Here is an 18276-nt window from a genome sequence, read left to right as displayed (position 1 = left end):
AGGCCTCAGGCCGCCGGGTGCTCCTTCGGGCGTATGAGCACCTTGCCGGAGTCCAGGTCTATCGGACCCTTTCCCGGGTCGCCGTCATTCACGTCGATCCGGGAAAGCTCCAGCCGCTTCTTCTCCTCGTCCGTGTGTTTGCGCCCCGGACTGAACAGCTCCTCGATCATGTTGAACATCGCGTCCACCGCACCTTTCGTCCCCCTGCCGGGGCCCGCCGGTCATCGCACCGTCAGTGTCAGGATCCTGTCGTCGCCGGTTTCCGGCGACCCGCGCCCGTCCGTCTCGCTCGTGACCAGCAGCAATCTGTCCCCACCGAGGGGCACCACGGTGCGCAGCCGGCCGTACTCGCCCGCCAGGAACGCCTCGGGCTGAGCCGCCGGCTCCGCCCCGGCCAGCGGAATCCGCCAGAGCCGCTGCCCCCTCAGCCCGGCCATCCAGACGGAGCCCTGCGCCCAGGCGATCCCGCTCGGTGAGGCCTCGTCGGTCTTCCACACCGCCACCGGATCGCGCATCCCCGGCTTGCCCGCCTTGCCCTCGGCCTCCGGCCAGCCGTAGTTCGCGCCGGGCTCGATCAGATTCAGCTCGTCCCAGGTGTTCTGCCCGAACTCGGCCGCCCACAGCCGCTTGTCCTTGTCCCAGGCGAGGCCCTGCACATTGCGGTGCCCGTACGAGTAGACGACCGAGTCGGCCTCCGGATTGCCGTGCACCGGCTCCCCGTCCGGGGTCATCCGCAGGATCTTTCCGCCGAGCGACTTCTTGTCCTGGGCCAGCCCGGTCTCCCCGGTCTCGCCCGTCCCGGCGTAGAGCATCTTGTCCGGGCCGAAGGCGATCCGTCCGCCGTTGTGGATGAGCCCCTTGGGGATCCCCCTGAACACCGTGTCGGGCGCGCCCAGTTGTTCGCCGGCCGGTCTCTTCTCGTCATAGCGCAGCCGGGCGATGCGGTTGTCGGACTCGGTGGTGAAGTAGACGTACACCATGAGGTCCGAGGCGAAGGAAGGGGACAGGGCCAGGCCCATCAGCCCGCCCTCGCCGCCCGGGGCCACCCCGGGCACCTTGCCGACGGGGGTCACGGCGCCCGTGCCCACGTCGACCCGGCTGATCGTGCCCTTGTCCCGCGAGGCGACCAGCAGGTTCCCGTCGGGCAGCGGAGCCACCCCCCACGGGGACTCCAGGCCCTGGGCGGCCACGCCGGTCACCGTCACCTGGCCCTTTGCAGGCGGCGCCGGCGGCCCCGCGGCCGAAGCGGAGGCGGAGGGAGCGCCCGAGGCCGCCGGCGGCGCGGAGCCCGCCTTCGTGCCCGGTGGCGCATCGCTCGGCCGGGCTCCGGCGCCGTTCGGCGGGGCGCACCCCGCCGCCAGCAGCGCCCCGCATCCCGCCAGGGCGAACGCCGCCAGTACCCCACGGGCCCGGCCGCGCGGGGCGCCGTACGACCGCATCGGCGCCCCCGCCCGACCCTGCACCCGCTCCAGGTCCGGCCCCGCCCCCTCCGGTTCCCGTCCCTGTCCCTGTCCCTGCTCGTGTCCGTATCGCATCGCCGTACTCCCCTCCGGTCCTCCGATCGTGCCCTCACACGACTCAACAGCGCCGACCATGCCCCAAGTTCCGCCACTCGTACACTCGATCGAGTGGTTCAGGCCCCCATCGGCACCGGCAGCTCCGCCAGCTCCACCAGGTCCTCGGCGGTCAGCCGCACCTGTGCCGCCCCCGCGTTCTCCGCCGCCCAGCGCGCCTGCCCGGCCCCGGGCACCGGCACCACCTGCGGACCCTGCGCCAGCACCCACGCCAGCGCCACCTGCGCCGCCGTGACCCCGTCCCCGTGCCGCCGCGCGACCCGCCGCAGCCCCGCCACCAGCACCTGGTTCGCCGCCATCGCGTACGCCGTGAACCGCGGATGCCTGGCCCGTACGTCCTCGGGCTCGAACCCCTCGCCCGGGACCAGCGTCCCGGTCAGGAACCCGCTCCCCAGCGGCATCGCCGCCAGGAAACCCACCCCCCGCGCCGCGCACCACGGAAGCAGCCGCCACGCCGCCTGCGGCGACCACACCGACAGCTCCGCCTGCACCGCGCTCACCGGGAACACCTGCTGCGCCCGCTCCAGGTGCCGCACGGTCGTCTCGTACGCGGGGTCCCCGCGCCGCCCCGCGCCCGGCCCGGTGCCCGCCCCCAGCGCGCAGAAGCCCAGCGCCCGCACCTTCCCCGCGCCCACCAGCTCCGCCAGCGCGCCCCAGGACTCCTCGACCGGCACGTCCGGGTCCACCCGGTGCAGCTGGTACAGGTCTATGACGTCGGTGCGCAGCCGCCGCAGCGAGGCGTCGCAGGCCCGCCGCAGGTACCCGGGGCGCCCGTCGGCCACCACGTGCACCCCGTCGGCCCGCAGCCCCGCCTTCGCGGACACGAAGGCGTCGGCGCGGCGCTCGCGCAGCACCCGGCCGAGCAGCAGCTCGTTGGTGTAGGGGCCGTACAGATCGGCGGTGTCGAGCAGGTTCGCCCCCAGGTCGAGGGCCGTGTGCACGGTGAGCAGCGAGTCCTCGCGCCGCCTTCGCGAAGGCGCGTACGCCCCGCTCATCGGCATGCAGCCGAGGCCGACGGCACCCACCGTCAGCGCCCCCGCCCCGATCGACCTGCGCTCCACCGTGCGTCCCCCCTGGTCCTCCCGGTCCGGCACACAAACTAACGGCTCGATCCGGATCCCCTGGCATAGCCTCCTGATCATGACCGCAGAGATTCCCGAGACCCTCGACGTTTGGCTCCCCTTCCCCGCCGAGGAGGTCGAGGGACTGCCCGATTCCTTCCGCTACCGGCAGTGGGACGGTGAGGAGACCTTCCCGGCCGATCCGGCCGCCTGCGTCTTCTACGTCACCCCGTACATGAAGTCCCCGGCCGTCACCCTGCGCCCGCTGCCCGCGATGCCGCACCTGCGGGTCGTCCAGACCTTGACCGCCGGGGTCGACCACGTCTTGGGCGGCCTCGGTGACCTGGCCCCCGGCGTACGGCTGTGCAACGCCAAGGGCGTCCACGACGCGAGCACCGCCGAGCTCACCCTCACCCTGATCCTGGCCTCCCTGCGCGGGATCCCCGGCATGGTGCGCGGCCAGGACCGCGAGGAGTGGCGCTTCGGGTTCTACGAGGCCCTCGCGGACAAGTCCGTACTGATCATCGGCTACGGAGCGGTCGGCGCGGCCATCGAGGACCGGCTCGCCCCCTTCGAGTGCGAGCGGATCGTCCGGGTCGCGCGGACGGCGCGCACCACGGCGCGCGGGCCGGTGCACGCCCTCGCCGAGCTGCCCCAACTCCTGCCCGGGGCCGACGTGGTGATCCTTTCCACACCTCTCACGGAGGAGACGAGGGGGCTCGCGGGCGCGGAGTTCCTCGGCCGCATGAAGGACGGCGCGCTGCTCGTGAACGTGGCCCGCGGACCCGTCGTCGACACCAAGTCCCTTCTCGCGGAGGTGGAGTCGGGCCGGCTGCGCGCCGCGCTGGACGTCACCGATCCGGAACCGCTGCCTTCAGGCCATCCGCTCTGGCATGCTCCGGGGGTCCTGATCACACCCCATGTGGGCGGAAGCAGCTCGGCGTTCGAGCCGCGGGCCAAGCGCCTGGTGGCCCGTCAGCTCCGGAAGTTCGCCGCCGGAGAGCCCGTGGACAACACGGTGTTGATCACGGAATAGCGCGCGACGCGCACGCTCCGCGTTCGTCCGGATGCGCTCCGTGGGCCCAACTCCCCTGTTGGTGACGGAGCGTAGAGAAACTATGTCCCTGAGTGACGAAAGTGGTGTATCGTCCGGAACAAGGGGCTGCGCCACGAACGTCTGGCGCTGGGGAGTGATCGGACACTTTGGGGGGCGACGGGCGATGCACGGCCAATGGACGAAGGATCCGATGCGGCGAAGCCGCCGGAGGCGACGGTGCCGGGACTGGACCGCGCCGGAACCAGCCAGCGAGGGGGACCGGTGAGCACCCCGGGGGCGGCGCTGCTGACCCGCAGGCCCCTCACCGGCGGCGGTGGTGGCAGTAGCGGCAAGGCGCTGGCGATGCAGCTCCTCCTCGCGGTGGTCAGCAGCGGGTACGCCGTCGGCGCCGCCCTCGGCTGGGGCTCCGAGGAACTCGCCGAGATCATGGGCGACTTCGGGCTCAGCGCCGCCGGCCTGCTGGCCGCCGTCTCCTGTTTCACCTACGCCCGCGCCATCGACAGCCGGGAGCGTCCGGCCTGGCTGCTGTTCGCGTTCTCCTCGCTCATGGGCTGCTGCGGCAACGCGGTCTGGGGCTGGTACGAGGTGGTCCTCGGCGAGGCCGTGCCGAAGCCCTCGCTCGCCGACTTCGCCTTCCTCTGCTTCGCGCCGCCCGCCATCGTGGGCCTGCTCGTCCTCGCGAAGCGCCCCGTCACCCGAGCGGGCTGGGTCTGCCTCGGCCTCGACTCCTGGCTCATCGGCGGCTCCCTGCTCACCCTCTCCTGGAGCCTTGCCCTCGCGCACGCCGCGCGCACCGCCCAGTCCGGCGCCCCCGGCAGCGTCCCGCGCGCGGCCCTCTCGCTGGCCTACCCGCTCCTGGACATCGCGCTCGTCTCGATGGTGCTGGTGCTGCACTTCCGCCGCTCCGAGACCAACCGCTCCGCCGTGAACACCGCCATCGCGGCCCTCGCCCTGACCGTGCTGAGCGACGCGCTGTTCACCTCGCCGCTGCTCAGCGCCGAGTACCAGTCGGGCCAGCTCCTCGACGCCGGCTGGTTCGCCGGCTCGCTCCTCCTCGCGTACGCGCCCTGGGGCGCCCGCCGCATGCACCCCGGCCCCGGCTCCGGCCACGACCCCGTCGCCCACGCGCGCGTCGAGCGGCCGCACAGCCGCCCCATCACCGGCTCCCTGCCCGCCCTCACCCCGTACCTCGCGGCGGCCGTCTGCACCCTCGGCATCCTCTACAACGTGGTGGACGGCCGGAAGGTCGACCGGGTCGTCGTCTTCACGGGCTGCACGGTCGTGCTCGCCCTGGTCATCCGCCAGGGCATCATGCTGCTCGACAACATCGCGCTGACCCAGGAACTGGCCCAGAAGGAGAACCACTTCCGCTCCCTGGTCCAGGGTTCCAGCGACGTCATCATGATCGCCGCGCCCACCGGCACCCTGCGCTACGTCAGCCCCGCCGCCGCCGGGGTCTACGGCCGCGAGGCGGAGGAGCTGGTCGGCACCGAGCTGGCCACCCTGATCCACCCGGAGGACCTGGGCCGCGTCGTCCACGAGGTGCGCCGCTTCCTGGCCGCGCCGCCTGCCGAGGAGCCGACCACCCGCATCGAGTGCCGGTTCAGATCGGGCGACGGCGAGTGGCTCAATGTGGAGTCCACCGTCAACCGCCACCAGGGCGGCCTCATCCTGAACAGCCGCGACGTCACCGAGCGGGTCCGGCTCCAGGCCCAGCTCCAGCACAGTGCCGAGCACGACCCGCTCACCGACCTCCCCAACCGGGCCCTGTTCACCCGCCGGGTCCGCCAGGCCCTCAGCGGCCGACGGGCCGGGGACCACAGCACCGCCGTGCTCTTCATCGACCTCGACGGGTTCAAGGCGGTCAACGACACCATCGGCCACCAGGCCGGCGACGAGCTGCTCATCGAAGCCGCCCGCCGGCTCCAGGACTCGGTCCGCGCCGGGGACACCGCGGCCCGCCTCGGCGGCGACGAGTTCGCGGCACTGATCCTGGGCGACGGCAACCGCGACCGCAGCGCCCGCGAGTACCAGGTCCACGAGATCGCCGACCGGCTGCGCACCACCCTCGCCCAGCCCTACCGGATCGCCGGCAGCGAGGTCCGGGTCGCCGCCAGCATCGGCGTGGCCTTCGCGGACCCCGGCATCACCCCTTCGGACCTGATGCGCAACGCGGATCTCGCGATGTACCGGGCCAAGGCGGCCGGCAAGGACCGGGTCGAGATGTACGCGCCCCAGATGCAGGCCGAGGTCGTCCGCAAGGCCGAGCTGGCGGGGCGGCTGCGCACCGCGCTGCACGACGGAGAGTTCGCCCTGCTGCACCAGCCCGTGGTCTCCCTGGCCTCGGGGGAGATCTCGGCCGTGGTGGCGCAGGCCCGGTGGCGTTCCGCCCAGGGGATCTTGTTCACCCCCGCCGAGTTCCTGCGGGTCGCCGAGTACAGCGAGGGCGGGCATCCGGCCGTGCCGGACGCCTCCCGCACCGCCGAGCTGGGGCGCTGGCTGCTGGAGGAGGCCGTCGGGCAGGCCGCCGAGCGCCACCGGGCCGGGCACGACGTCCCCGTGGCCGTACGGATGACCGCGCAGCGGCTGCTGGACCGGTCGATGCCGCTGGGCTCCGTGGAGGCCCTGCTGACCCGCAACGGGCTGCCGTCGGGCGCGCTCGTCCTGGAGCTCGCCGTCTCCGACCCCAGGGTGCCCTTCGACGACCTGGAGCGCCGCCTGGCGGCACTGCGCCGGCTCGGGGTACTGATCGCCCTGGACGGCTTCGGCAGCGGTTACGCGGCCATCAGCGCGCTGCGCCGGCTCCCCGTGGACATGCTCAAGCTCGACCGCGGGCTGGTCGAGGGGGTCGTGGAGTCCCCCCGGCTGCACAAGATCACCGCGGGTCTGTTGCGGATCGCAAACGACCTCGGCATGCAGTCGGTGGCGGAGGGCGTGGACCTCCCGGAGCAGGTCATGGCACTGCGCGCGATGGGCTGCAGCCATGGGCAGGGAATGGCCTTCTCCGGACCCCTGGACGAGTACAGGCTGCGGCGAGCGCTCGTGCGCGGTACGTTCCCAGTACCGGGCGGCGCGGCCCAACCCGCGTTGGCCGGTGGTTCCCCAGGGGGCTCGATGGTTATCCACAGAGGCTCACATAATGAGACGCCCGTCCCACCCGCTTGACATCACCCTCCCGCCGGAGGGAGGGTCAATGCCATGCGCACCCGAATTCTCGTACTTGGAAAGCGCGTCGGCTGAAGCTGGGACCAGCATGTCCCCGCTCAACGCACCCGACGCGCTCCCCTCGCTTGCCTCCCGGCACGAGGGGTTTTTTGTTGCACTGGCAACGTCGAATCTCGTAAAACACTCCTCGCAAAACCCTCAGCTTCGAGAAGAGAATGCCGATGACCGAGCAGGCCACCGGGGCCCACCATCCGCAGCCGCGGCCCCGTTCCGGCGGACACCAGACCGCCGCAGTTGAGCACGTCACGGGTGCGCAGTCCCTCATCCGCTCTCTCGAAGAGGTGGGGTGCGACACCGTCTTCGGCATTCCGGGAGGCTGCATCCTCCCGGCGTACGACCCGATGATGGACAGCAAGAAGGTCCGCCACATCCTGGTCCGCCACGAGCAGGGCGCCGGCCACGCCGCCACCGGCTACGCGCAGGCCACCGGAAAGGTCGGCGTCTGTATGGCCACCTCCGGTCCGGGGGCCACGAACCTGGTGACGCCGATCGCCGACGCGCACATGGACTCCGTGCCGCTGATCGCGATCACCGGCCAGGTCTCCTCCAAGGCGATCGGCACCGACGCCTTCCAGGAGGCGGACATCGTCGGCATCACCATGCCGATCACCAAGCACAACTTCCTGGTCACCAAGGCCGATGACATCGCCCGGACCATCGCCGAGGCCTTCCACATCGCCTCCACCGGCCGCCCGGGCCCGGTCCTGGTCGACATCGCCAAGGACGCCCTGCAGGCGAAGACCACCTTCTCGTGGCCGCCGACCCAGGACCTCCCCGGCTACCGGCCGGTGACCAAGCCGCACGCCAAGCAGATCCGCGAGGCCGCCAAGATGATCGCCGCCGCCAAGCGGCCGGTCCTCTACGTCGGCGGCGGCGTCATGAAGGCCGGCGCGACCGCCGAGCTGAAGGTCCTCGCCGAGCTCACCGGCGTCCCGGTCGTCACCACCCTGATGGCCCTGGGCTCCATCCCGGACAGCCACCCGCAGAACGTCGGCATGCCCGGCATGCACGGTGCCGTCACCGCCGTGACCGCGCTCCAGAAGTCGGACCTGCTGATCGCGCTCGGCACCCGCTTCGACGACCGGGTCACCGGCAAGCTGGACAGCTTCGCCCCCTTCGCCAAGGTCATCCACGCGGACATCGACCCGGCCGAAATCGGCAAGAACCGCGCCGTGGACGTCCCGATCGTCGGTGACGCCCGCGAGGTCATCGCCGACCTGATCCAGGCCGTCCAGGCCGAGGTCAACGACGGCAACGCCGGCGACTACACCGCCTGGTGGAAGGACCTCAACCGCTGGCGCGACACGTACCCGCTGGGCTACGACCTGCCCGAGGACGGCACGCTCTCCCCCCAGCAGGTCATCGAGCGGATCGGCCAGCTGGCACCGAAGGGCACCATCTACACGGCCGGCGTCGGCCAGCACCAGATGTGGGCCTCGCACTTCGTCAACTACGAAGAGCCCCGCACCTGGCTGAACTCCGGCGGCGCCGGAACCATGGGCTACGCGGTCCCCGCCGCGATGGGCGCCAAGGTCGGCATGCCGGAGCGCACCGTCTGGGCGATCGACGGCGACGGCTGTTTCCAGATGACCAATCAGGAACTGGCCACCTGCGCCCTGAACAACATCCCGATCAAGGTCGCGATCATCAACAACGGTGCGCTGGGCATGGTCCGCCAGTGGCAGACCCTGTTCTACAACCAGCGGTACTCGAACACCGTGCTGCACGCGGGCGAGACGGGCACCGACACGGCCGTCGGCTCCCAGCTCGGTGAGTCGGCCGCCCCCCGCATGGGCACCCGCGTCCCGGACTTCGTCAAACTGTCCGAGGCCATGGGCTGCGTGGCACTGCGCTGCGAGGACCCGGCCGACCTGGACAAGGTCATCGCCGAGGCCAACGCGATCAACGACCGTCCGGTCGTCATCGACTTCATCGTCCACGAGGACGCCATGGTGTGGCCGATGGTCGCCGCCGGCACCTCGAACGACGAGGTCATGGCCGCACGGGGCGTCCGCCCCGACTTCGGCGACAACGAAGACGACTGAGCCGAGAGAGCCTGAGAGAGAGAACGACTCACATGTCCAAGCACACGCTCTCCGTCCTGGTCGAGAACACGCCCGGCATCCTCGCCCGGATCGCCGCACTGTTCTCCCGACGCGGGTTCAACATCGACTCCCTCGCGGTCGGTGTCACCGAGCACCCCGACATCTCGCGCATCACCATCGTCGTGAACGTCGAGGACCTCCCGCTGGAGCAGGTGACCAAGCAGCTCAACAAGCTGGTCAACGTGCTCAAGATCGTCGAGCTGGAGCACGTTAACGCCATCGAGCGCGAACTCGTTCTGGTGAAGGTCCGCGCCGACAACGAGACGCGCTCGCAGATCGTCGAGATCGTCCAGCTGTTCCGCGCCAAGACCGTCGACGTCTCCCCGGAGGCCGTCACCATCGAGGCCACCGGCGGCACCGACAAGCTGGGCGCGATGCTCAAGATGCTGGAGCCCTTCGGCATCAAGGAGCTCGTCCAGTCCGGGACGATCGCCATAGGGCGCGGCGGCCGGTCCATCACGGACCGCAGCCTGCGCGCGCTCGACCGCAGCGCCTGAGACCGGCCGGGCCGGTGACTCCGGCCCGGTCGTGTCCCGCCCGTCCGTTTCTCGCTCGCTCGTATGGCGAGACCGAGAACCACGTATTCCGTTCCCCGCCGTACGGTGGGAGCAACACCAGCGCACCAAGGAGATATCCCAGTGGCCGAGCTGTTCTACGAGAACGACGCCGACCTGTCCATCATCCAGGGCCGCAAGGTCGCGGTCATCGGTTACGGCAGCCAGGGCCACGCCCACGCGCTGTCGCTCCGTGACTCCGGCGTCGACGTCGTCGTCGGCCTGCACGAGGGCTCGAAGTCCAAGGCCAAGGCCGAGGAGCAGGGCCTGAAGGTCCTGCCCGTCGCCGAAGCCGCGGCCTGGGCGAACGTCATCATGATCCTGACCCCGGACCCGCTCCAGGCCGAGATCTACGCCGCCTCCATCGAGTCGCACCTGGAAGAGGGCGACGCGCTCTTCTTCGGCCACGGCTTCAACGTCCGCTACGGCTTCATCAAGCCCCCCACCAACGTGGACGTCGCCCTGGTCGCGCCGAAGGGCCCGGGTCACCTGGTCCGTCGTCAGTACGAGGAAGGCCGCGGCGTGCCCTGCATCGCCGCCGTCGAGCAGGACTTCACCGGCTCCGCCTTCGAGCTCGCGCTGTCGTACGCGGCGGGCATCGGCGGCACGCGCGCCGGCGTCATCAAGACCACGTTCACCGAGGAGACCGAGACCGACCTGTTCGGTGAGCAGGCCGTTCTCTGTGGTGGCGCCTCCGCGCTGGTGAAGGCCGGTTTCGAGACGCTGACCGAGGCCGGTTACCAGCCCGAGATCGCGTACTTCGAGTGCCTGCACGAGCTGAAGCTCATCGTCGACCTCATGTACGAGGGCGGCCTGGAGAAGATGCGCTGGTCGGTCTCCGAGACCGCCGAGTGGGGCGACTACATCACCGGTCCCCGCATCATCACGGACGCCACCAAGGCCGAGATGAAGAAGGTCCTCGCGGAGATCCAGAGCGGCGAGTTCGCCAACACCTGGATGGCCGAGTACAAGGCCGGTCTGCCGAAGTACAACGAGTACAAGAGCGCCGACGAGGCGCACCTGCTGGAGACCACCGGCAAGAAGCTGCGCAAGCTGATGAGCTGGGTCGACAACGACGAGAGCTGATCCGCTCCGCCGCGGGGCCGGGACGGTGCGTCCCGGCCCCGCGGCACATCGGCTCAGGCACCCGTACGACGGGGGCCCCGACCGGGTTCCGGGGGACCGCTTGTCCACCCCGGCCAATCTCGTGCGGGTGATCCTTCCGTACAGGCGGAATTCCCTTCCGGATCCGCCACTACACTGCTCAACACAACGCGTCAGGCCCACAGTGTCGTGCGTCTTCCACGCGGCTACCCCCCTCCACCGCCTGCGGCCGTCGGGACGGCCGTCCGCACTGGACTTGTGAGGATGACCCACGTGAGCTCGAAACCTGTCGTACTCATTGCCGAAGAGCTGTCGCCCGCCACTGTCGAGGCGCTCGGCCCGGACTTCGAGATCAGGCACTGCAACGGTGCCGACCGCGCGGAGCTGCTCCCCGCGATCGTGGACGTCGACGCGATCCTGGTCCGCTCCGCGACCAAGGTCGACGCCGAGGCCATCGCCGCGGCCAAGAAGCTGAAGGTCGTCGCCCGTGCGGGCGTCGGTCTCGACAACGTCGACGTCTCGTCCGCCACCAAGGCCGGCGTGATGGTCGTGAACGCGCCGACCTCCAACATCGTCACCGCCGCCGAGCTGGCCTGTGGCCTGCTCGTCGCGACGGCCCGCAACATTCCGCAGGCCAACACCGCCCTGAAGAACGGCGAGTGGAAGCGGAACAAGTACACGGGTGTCGAGCTCAGTGAGAAGACCCTCGGCGTCGTCGGCCTCGGCCGCATCGGCGTCCTGGTCGCCCAGCGCATGTCGGCCTTCGGCATGAAGATCGTCGCGTACGACCCCTACGTGCAGCCCGCGCGCGCCGCCCAGATGGGCGTCAAGATGCTGACGCTCGACGAGCTGCTCGAGGTCGCCGACTTCATCACCGTGCACCTGCCCAAGACCCCCGAGACCCTCGGTCTCATCGGGGACGAGGCCCTGCACAAGGTCAAGCCGTCCGTCCGCATCGTCAACGCCGCCCGCGGCGGGATCGTGGACGAGGCCGCGCTGTACTCGGCCATCAAGGAAGGCCGCGTGGCCGGCGCCGGCCTCGACGTGTACGCGAAGGAGCCCTGCACGGACTCCCCGCTGTTCGAGCTCGACCAGGTCGTCTGCACCCCGCACCTCGGCGCGTCCACGGACGAGGCCCAGGAGAAGGCCGGTGTCTCGGTCGCCAAGTCGGTGCGCCTCGCGCTCGCCGGCGAGCTCGTGCCCGACGCGGTCAACGTCCAGGGCGGCGTCATCGCCGAGGACGTCCGTCCGGGCCTGCCGCTCGCCGAGAAGCTCGGCCGCATCTTCACCGCGCTGGCGGGCGAGGTCGCGGTCCGCCTCGACGTCGAGGTCTACGGCGAGATCACCCAGCACGACGTCAAGGTGCTCGAACTCTCCGCGCTCAAGGGTGTCTTCGAGGACGTCGTCGACGAGACGGTCTCCTACGTCAACGCCCCGCTCTTCGCGCAGGAGCGCGGTGTCGAGGTCCGCCTGACCACCTCCTCGGAGTCCCCGGACCACCGCAACGTGGTGACCGTCCGCGGCACCCTGTCGGACGGCCAGGAGGTCTCGGTCTCCGGCACGCTCGTGGGCCCGAAGCACCTGCAGAAGATCGTCGGCATCGGCGACTACGACGTGGACCTGGCGCTCGCCGAGCACATGATCGTCCTGCGCTACGCCGACCGCCCGGGCGTGGTCGGCACCGTCGGCCGCATCCTCGGCGAGGCCGGCCTCAACATCGCGGGCATGCAGGTCGCCCGCGCCGAAGAGGGCGGCGAGGCCCTCGCGGTCCTCACCGTCGACGCCGAGGCCCCGGTGAACGTCCTCGCGGACATCGCCACCGAGATCGGCGCCGTCTCGGCCCGTACGGTCAGCCTCGGCTGACGCTGCGGCAGCGGACAGAGCGAAGGGCCCGGGGGAGACCCCGGGCCCTTTCGTGTGTCCCGCCCCGTTACGCCGCTCAGCGCGCGAGCGCTTCGCCGGCCGGGGCCGGCTCCGCCGGAGCCGGGGCGGGGGCCGGGGCTCCGCGTCCCCGGAGCAGGGCCGTGGCGAGCACCGCCGCCGCGAGGAGCAGGACCGTACCGCCCCAGGCCGCGTACTGCATTCCGTGTACGAAGGCCTCCCGGGCTGCCGTCAGGACCTGCCCGCCGGCCGCGCCGCCGAGCTCCTGCGCGGTGGCCACGGCCCCGCCGAGGGTCTCCCGCACGGCGGGCTCGGAGCCGGCCAGGTCGGAGCGGTAGACGGCCGTGCCCAGGCTGCCCAGGACGGCCATCCCGAGGGCGCCGCCGAACTCCTGGCCGGTCTCCAGCAGGGAGGCGGCCGAGCCGGCCTTCTCGGCGGGGGCGGAGCCGAGCGCCATGTCGGAGACCAGGGCCATCACGGTGACGATGCCGCAGGCGAGGACCCCGGCTCCGGTCAGCAGCAGCCACAGCGAGTCGGTGTCCACCAGGCTGATCAGGGCGAACCCGGCGGCGGCGAGGACGAAGCCGCCCGAGACGACGTAGGCCCGGTCGGTCTTCTGGGCGAGGGCCGCACCGACGGGGGCGGCGGCGCCGATGAGGAGCGAGGGGGCGAGGCTCCAGAGGGCGGCTTCCAGGGTGTCCATGCCGAGCACCGACTGCAGGTACTGGGTGGTGAAGTAGGCCGAGCCCATCATGGCGAAGGCGGCGACGGTGTTCAGGCCGATGCCGGCGCCGAAGCCGCGCCCCCGGAAGAGGGTCCGGGAGACCATGGCGTCGCCGCGGGTGCGCTGGCGGCGCGCGAAGAGCCAGCCGAAGGCCAGGCCGGCGGCGAGGCAGCCGGCGTGGAGCGGGCCGAAGCCCTCGGCGGCGATCTCCTTGAGGCCGTAGACCACCGGCAGCACGGCGGCCATCGACAGCGGCACGCTCAGCAGGTCGAAGCGGCCGGGCGCCGGGTCCTTGAACTCGGGGACCAGCACGGGGACCAGGACCAGCAGGAGCAGCATCGCGGGCACGTTGATCAGGAAGACGGAGCCCCACCAGAAGTGGTTCAGCATCACTCCGCTCATGACCGAGCCGAGGGCGACGCCGCCGGTCATGGCGCCGGACCAGAGCGCGATGGCCTTGCCGCGCTGCCGCTCGTCCTGGAAGAGGTTGCGCACGAGGGCGAGCGTGGACGGCATCAGGGTCGCGCCGCCGATACCGAGCAGCACCCGGGCCGCGATGAGCATCTCGGCGCTGGAGGCGTAGGCGGCGGCGACGGAGGCGAGTCCGAAGGCGGCCGCGCCGGCCAGCAGCAGCTTGCGGCGGCCGATCCGGTCGCCGAGCGAGCCCATCGTGATGAGCAGGCCCGAGAGGGCGAAGGCGTAGCTGTCGAAGATCCAGAGCTGCTGGGTGGCGCTGGGGTCCAGCTCCCGGGTGATGGCCGGGATGGCGAAGTAGAGGACGGAGACGTCCATCGAGACCAGGAGCAGGGGGAGCAGGAGAACGGTGAAGGCGGTCCATTCCCTGCGACCGGCGAGACGCGCTGCGGGGTTCTGGGGGTTCGTCATGAGCAGCAATGTACAAGCGTCATAAACACCTGTCTAGTACGGCTGTATAGAACGATTGTGTAGGACGTTTGTCTTGGACGGGTGTCTTGGCTACCGTGACGGCATGGGACATCGCGAAGACTTGCTGGAAGGCGCCAAGAAGTGCCTGGTCGAGAAGGGTTTCGTGGGCACGACGGCCCGCGACATCGTCAAGGCCTCGGGCGCGAACCTGGCCTCGATCGGCTACCACTACGGCTCGAAGGACGCCCTCATGACGGAGGCCTACATCGCCGTCATCCAGGAATGGGGTGACCAGTTCACGGCCGGGGTGGAGGGCGAGGGGGGTTCGCTGGAGCGCTTCCGCTCGGTATGGGACGGAGTGCACGCCAGTCACGAGGCATCCGGGCCGGTCTGGTCGGCCAGCATGGAGATCGCCCTCGCCGGGGACCGGATGCCGCAGCTGCGGTCGATGCTCGCCGCCTCGCAGGGGGAGGGGCGCAAGGGGCTGGTCTCGATGTTCACCGGCCTGCCCGAGGAGGACCTGACGGAGGAGGACCTGCGGACCGCGGGCGCCTTCTACCAGGCCCTGTTGAACGGGTTCATGCTCCAGTGGCTCTTCGACCCCGCGTCGGCCGCGACCCCGGCGGAACTGACGGAGGGGATGCGGCGGGCGGTGGCGGCGATGGGGAAGGCGAAGGTCTCGGACGGGCCGGCCGGGGACGCGTAAGCGGAGTCGGAACCGCCGCCGCGCCGGCCCCGTCCCACTCCCGAACCAGACCGGGTGGAGGGGGAGTTGTGAGACGTACGGTGAGCGCGGCGGTGGTGTTCTTCCTTGCGGTGGCGGTGGCGGTGGCCGGCTGCGGGAGCGCGGGCGGAGCGCGGGGCGGCGCGCCCGGCCTCCGTACGCGGATGGCGGAGGTGGCGCGGGCCTGGGAGGGTTCGGCGGCGCTGAAGGAGTGGCGCGAGGGGTTCCACCTGTTGGAGGACCCCGTGCGGCTGCCGTCCGGCGCCTTCCGCGACGGGTACGACAAGACCGCCTACGCGGAGCGCAACTTCGCCCTGCGCGGCGAACTGCCCGCGCGGCCCGGGCAGTCCGTCCGGATCCGCTGGTCCGACGGCACGGGCCTCGACGTCACGACGCTGAGCGCGACCGCGACGTACGAGGCGCTCACCGGCCGGGCGCCCACCCGTGAACGCCCTCTGACCGTCACGGGCGCCCGCTCCGGCGAGCTGACCCTGAACACCAGCCGGGGGCCCGCCCTCGTCCCGGTGTGGTTCTTCGAGCTGGAGGGGTACACCGAACCGCTCGCCCGGGTCGCCCTGGCGAACGCGGAGCCCCCCGGGCCGCCGATCGAACCCCGGCAGCCCTTCGACGGGGGCGTCGCCGAGGTGTTCGGCCACGGAGTGGTGGACCCCACCGGCGCCGCCTTCACCGTGGAATCCGGACACGGGGCCTGCGACGGCGGAGTCGCCGTCGAAGTCCTGGAAGGCGCCGACACGGTGGTCCTCGGCGCCCGCATCCTGCCCTCCGAGAAGCATCCGAAGGGCGCGGCGTGTCCGGCGATCCTGCTGAAGGCCACGGTCCCCGTGACGCTGACCCGGCCGCTCGGGAACCGGGTCCTGATCGACGCGGTGTCGGGTCGTGCGCTGGGGTACTCGGGGGGCTGAGGGGGGCTGAGGGGGCCCGCCGCCGGGGGCCCGGTCAGCCGTGCAGGCGGGCGGCCTTGAGGGCCATGTGCAGGAGCAGGCGGTCCTCGCCCTCGTCCAGGTCGAGGCCGGTCAGCTGCTCCACCCGGGACAGCCGGTAGTACAGGGTCTGGCGGTGGATCCCCAGGGCCGCCGCCGCGCGGCCCGCCTGGCCGGCGCAGTCCAGGAACACCTCGGCGGTCCGGGCCAGTTCGGGATTGGCCGGGCCGCGCAGGGCGCGGGCCACCGGGTCGTCCAGGGCCTCCTCGGCGACGGACGCCAGCATGCGGTACGGCCCGATCGCGGACCACTGCGCGACCGGCCCGAGCCTCGGCCCGGCGGCGGCGGCCCGGGCGGCGGCGGTGGCCTGCTGCCAGGCGGCGGGCAGTTCGGTGAGCGCCCGCACGGGGTCGGACACCCCGGCGGTCACTCCGGTGGCGGCCCCGGGGGTGGCTGCTTTGCCGCCGCGCGGCCCGGCCGCTCCGGCCGCTCCGGCCGCCCCGCCGGACGCGGCCGCCGCGGTTGCCCCGGCTGCCGTGCGGGGCATCAGGCGGGAGATCGCCGTGAGGGCCGGAGCCAGCGGGTCCGCGCCGCGCAGCCTGATCAGCACCGCGAGGGACTGCCCCGCGGGCCCGCCGCCGCCCGGGCGGGGCTCCTGCTCGCCGGCCCCCCGCGCCGGCGCCACGCACACGGCCGCCGCTCCCGGGACCGAAGCCGGGGCCTCGCCGGACCACGGGCTCACACAGACCGCGGCGTGCGGTCCTTCGGCGCCCGGGCCGAGTGCCGCCCGTAGCGCGGCCACGGCCATGTCCTGGTGCCAGCCGCGCCCGGCGGTGAGCACGGCGAGGAACTCCCGGGACAGGTCTGCCCCCGCCCGGGCCTCCTCCGCGAGCAGCAGCCCGATCCGCTGGGCCACCTCCATGGCGGCGGCCAGGGACTCCGCGTCGGGGCCGGGCTCCTGGTCGAGGAGCCATACGTAGCCCTGGACGATCCCGCGGTGGCGCACCGGCAGGCAGATCCGCCCCCGGAAGACGCCCGCGTCCGGGGCGGCCGGGATCCGGACCGGGCCGGTGGCGCGGGCGATGCCGAAGCCCTCGAACCAGGCCCGGACGGCCGCCGTCGACTGGCGGGTCAGGATCGAGCGGGTCCGTACCGGATCCATGACCAGATCGTCATCGCTGTCGTGCGCGCCGAAGGCGATGAGGCGGAAGTCCCGGTTCTCCAGCGTCGCCGGAGCGCCGAGCAGCGCCGAAATCTCGTCCACCAGGTCCTGGTAATCGCCTTTCACTCGCACATTCTCCCACCCCCGAAGCCGCTCTTCAGACAGATGTATGAGATCCGGGCCACGGATGCGTGACAGCTGTCGATGGCAGAGGATCGGGGAGATCCCTAGGTTTCACGGTGGTTTTACTTGCGTTTTCCTTATGGCCTCCGTCGTCCCGGCGCGGGCTGAATGTCTCCTTCTGTCCGCCCCCGTTGGAGGTACCCCGTGCTGGGTCCCGCGATCCTCGCCGCCTCGCGCAGCGACAAGATGCGCCGAATCGTCTCTGCCGCCCCGGTGACCAAGCCCGTGGTGAACCGGTTCATCCCCGGTGAGACGGTCGACCAGGTCATCCCGATCGTCGAGGACCTGACGGGCAAGGGCCTGGAGGTGACCCTCGACGTCGTCGGCGAGGACATCACCACGGTGGAGCAGTCCCACGCCGCGCGTGACGCCTACCTCCAGCTCATCGAGCAGCTGGCGCACCTGGGCCTCGGCGAGACCGTCGAGATGTCGGTGAAGCTGTCCATGTTCGGCCAGGCGCTGGAAGGCGGCCACGAGCTGGCCCTCGCCAACGTCCGCCCGGTCGTCGAGGCCGCCGCCGCCATCGGCACCACCGTGACCCTGGACGCCGAGGACCACACCACCCTCGACTCGATGTTCGCCATCCACGAGGAGCTGCGCCGCACCTTCCCGCAGACCGGCTGCGTGATCCAGGCGTACCTGTTCCGCACCGAGGCCGACGCCCGCCGCCTGGCCGCGGCCGGCAGCCGCGTGCGCATCGTGAAGGGCGCCTACAAGGAGCCCGCCGAGGTCGCGTACCAGGACAAGGCCGAGATCGACAAGGCGTACGTCCGCATCCTGAAGATCCTGATGGAGGGCGAGGGCTACCCGATGATCGGGTCCCACGACCCGCGCCTGATCGCCATCGGCCAGGAGCTCGCCCGCAAGGCGGGCCGCAAGCTGGACGAGTACGAGTTCCAGATGCTGTACGGCATCCGCGGCGAGGAGCACCTGCGGCTGGCCGCCGAGGGCCACCGCATGCGCGTCTACACGGCGTACGGCACCGACTGGTACGGCTACTTCATGCGGCGCCTCGCGGAGAAGCCCGCCAACCTGCTCTTCTTCCTCCGCTCGATGATCACCAAGAACTAGGCCCTCCCACTAGCTCAAGGAGCAC

At 71.6% G+C, this 18276-nt stretch carries 14 protein-coding genes; 9 read left to right on the top strand and 5 right to left on the bottom strand.

Features of this window, described 5'->3' with window-relative positions; genetic code table 11:
* Window positions 1-5: 5 nt before the first annotated feature.
* The 3 genes from OG276_RS10355 to OG276_RS10345 form a co-directional block, all read right to left on the bottom strand.
* Window positions 6-179, bottom strand: a complete 174-nt coding sequence (locus tag OG276_RS10355; protein WP_254385853.1) for a DUF6191 domain-containing protein — start codon at window positions 177-179, stop codon at window positions 6-8.
* A gap of 42 nt (window positions 180-221) precedes the next feature.
* The gene (locus tag OG276_RS10350; protein ID WP_266912669.1) at window positions 222-1439 is read right to left on the bottom strand and encodes a sorbosone dehydrogenase family protein; all 1218 of its coding nucleotides are present in this window, start codon (window positions 1437-1439) and stop codon (window positions 222-224) included.
* Between the two features lie 194 nt (window positions 1440-1633).
* Complete coding sequence (locus tag OG276_RS10345; protein WP_266904171.1) at window positions 1634-2635, bottom strand: aldo/keto reductase; 1002 nt, start codon at window positions 2633-2635, stop codon at window positions 1634-1636.
* 79 nt (window positions 2636-2714) lie between these two features.
* Between OG276_RS10345 and OG276_RS10340 the strand changes: the two genes are divergently transcribed.
* The 6 genes from OG276_RS10340 (at window position 2715) to serA (ending at window position 12543) form a co-directional block, all read left to right on the top strand.
* Entirely contained in the window at window positions 2715-3671 is a 957-nt protein-coding gene (locus tag OG276_RS10340; RefSeq protein ID WP_266904169.1) for a 2-hydroxyacid dehydrogenase, read from the top strand.
* A gap of 363 nt (window positions 3672-4034) precedes the next feature.
* The gene (locus OG276_RS10335) at window positions 4035-6857 is read left to right on the top strand and encodes a bifunctional diguanylate cyclase/phosphodiesterase (protein ID WP_266912667.1); all 2823 of its coding nucleotides are present in this window, start codon (window positions 4035-4037) and stop codon (window positions 6855-6857) included.
* 215 nt (window positions 6858-7072) lie between these two features.
* Window positions 7073-8962: an acetolactate synthase large subunit gene (locus OG276_RS10330; protein WP_266904167.1), complete on the top strand. Its 1890-nt coding sequence runs from the start codon at window positions 7073-7075 to the stop codon at window positions 8960-8962.
* 32 nt (window positions 8963-8994) lie between these two features.
* Window positions 8995-9519, top strand: a complete 525-nt coding sequence (gene ilvN / locus OG276_RS10325) for an acetolactate synthase small subunit (protein WP_266904165.1) — start codon at window positions 8995-8997, stop codon at window positions 9517-9519.
* Window positions 9520-9660: 141 nt separating this feature from the next.
* A complete protein-coding gene (gene ilvC, locus OG276_RS10320; RefSeq protein ID WP_266904163.1) occupies window positions 9661-10662 on the top strand; it encodes a ketol-acid reductoisomerase in 1002 nt (333 codons plus the stop codon).
* A gap of 291 nt (window positions 10663-10953) precedes the next feature.
* Window positions 10954-12543, top strand: a complete 1590-nt coding sequence (gene serA, locus OG276_RS10315) for a phosphoglycerate dehydrogenase (RefSeq protein WP_266904161.1) — start codon at window positions 10954-10956, stop codon at window positions 12541-12543.
* Between the two features lie 76 nt (window positions 12544-12619).
* Here serA and OG276_RS10310 read toward each other — a convergent pair whose 3' ends face one another.
* The gene (locus OG276_RS10310; protein ID WP_266904159.1) at window positions 12620-14170 is read right to left on the bottom strand and encodes an MFS transporter; all 1551 of its coding nucleotides are present in this window, start codon (window positions 14168-14170) and stop codon (window positions 12620-12622) included.
* Between the two features lie 103 nt (window positions 14171-14273).
* On the opposite strand from OG276_RS10310, the gene OG276_RS10305 reads away from it, so the two are divergent.
* Both OG276_RS10305 and OG276_RS10300 read left to right on the top strand, forming a co-directional pair.
* The gene (locus tag OG276_RS10305) at window positions 14274-14876 is read left to right on the top strand and encodes a TetR/AcrR family transcriptional regulator (RefSeq protein ID WP_266904157.1); all 603 of its coding nucleotides are present in this window, start codon (window positions 14274-14276) and stop codon (window positions 14874-14876) included.
* Between the two features lie 68 nt (window positions 14877-14944).
* A complete protein-coding gene (locus OG276_RS10300; RefSeq protein WP_266904155.1) occupies window positions 14945-15817 on the top strand; it encodes a hypothetical protein in 873 nt (290 codons plus the stop codon).
* 34 nt (window positions 15818-15851) lie between these two features.
* Here the strand turns inward: OG276_RS10300 and OG276_RS10295 are convergent, their stop codons facing one another.
* Complete coding sequence (locus OG276_RS10295; RefSeq protein WP_266904153.1) at window positions 15852-17123, bottom strand: CdaR family transcriptional regulator; 1272 nt, start codon at window positions 17121-17123, stop codon at window positions 15852-15854.
* 201 nt (window positions 17124-17324) lie between these two features.
* Here OG276_RS10295 and OG276_RS10290 point away from each other — a divergent pair, with 201 nt between their 5' ends.
* Window positions 17325-18251: a proline dehydrogenase family protein gene (locus OG276_RS10290; protein WP_266904151.1), complete on the top strand. Its 927-nt coding sequence runs from the start codon at window positions 17325-17327 to the stop codon at window positions 18249-18251.
* The last annotated feature ends 25 nt before the right edge of the window (window positions 18252-18276 follow it).

The sequence above is a fragment of the Streptomyces sp. NBC_00086 genome, from assembly GCF_026343255.1.
Classification (GTDB): Bacteria; Actinomycetota; Actinomycetes; order Streptomycetales; family Streptomycetaceae; genus Streptomyces.
Note: the sequence above shows the minus strand (reverse complement) of the source record. Positions and strands in the feature narration are given on the sequence as shown.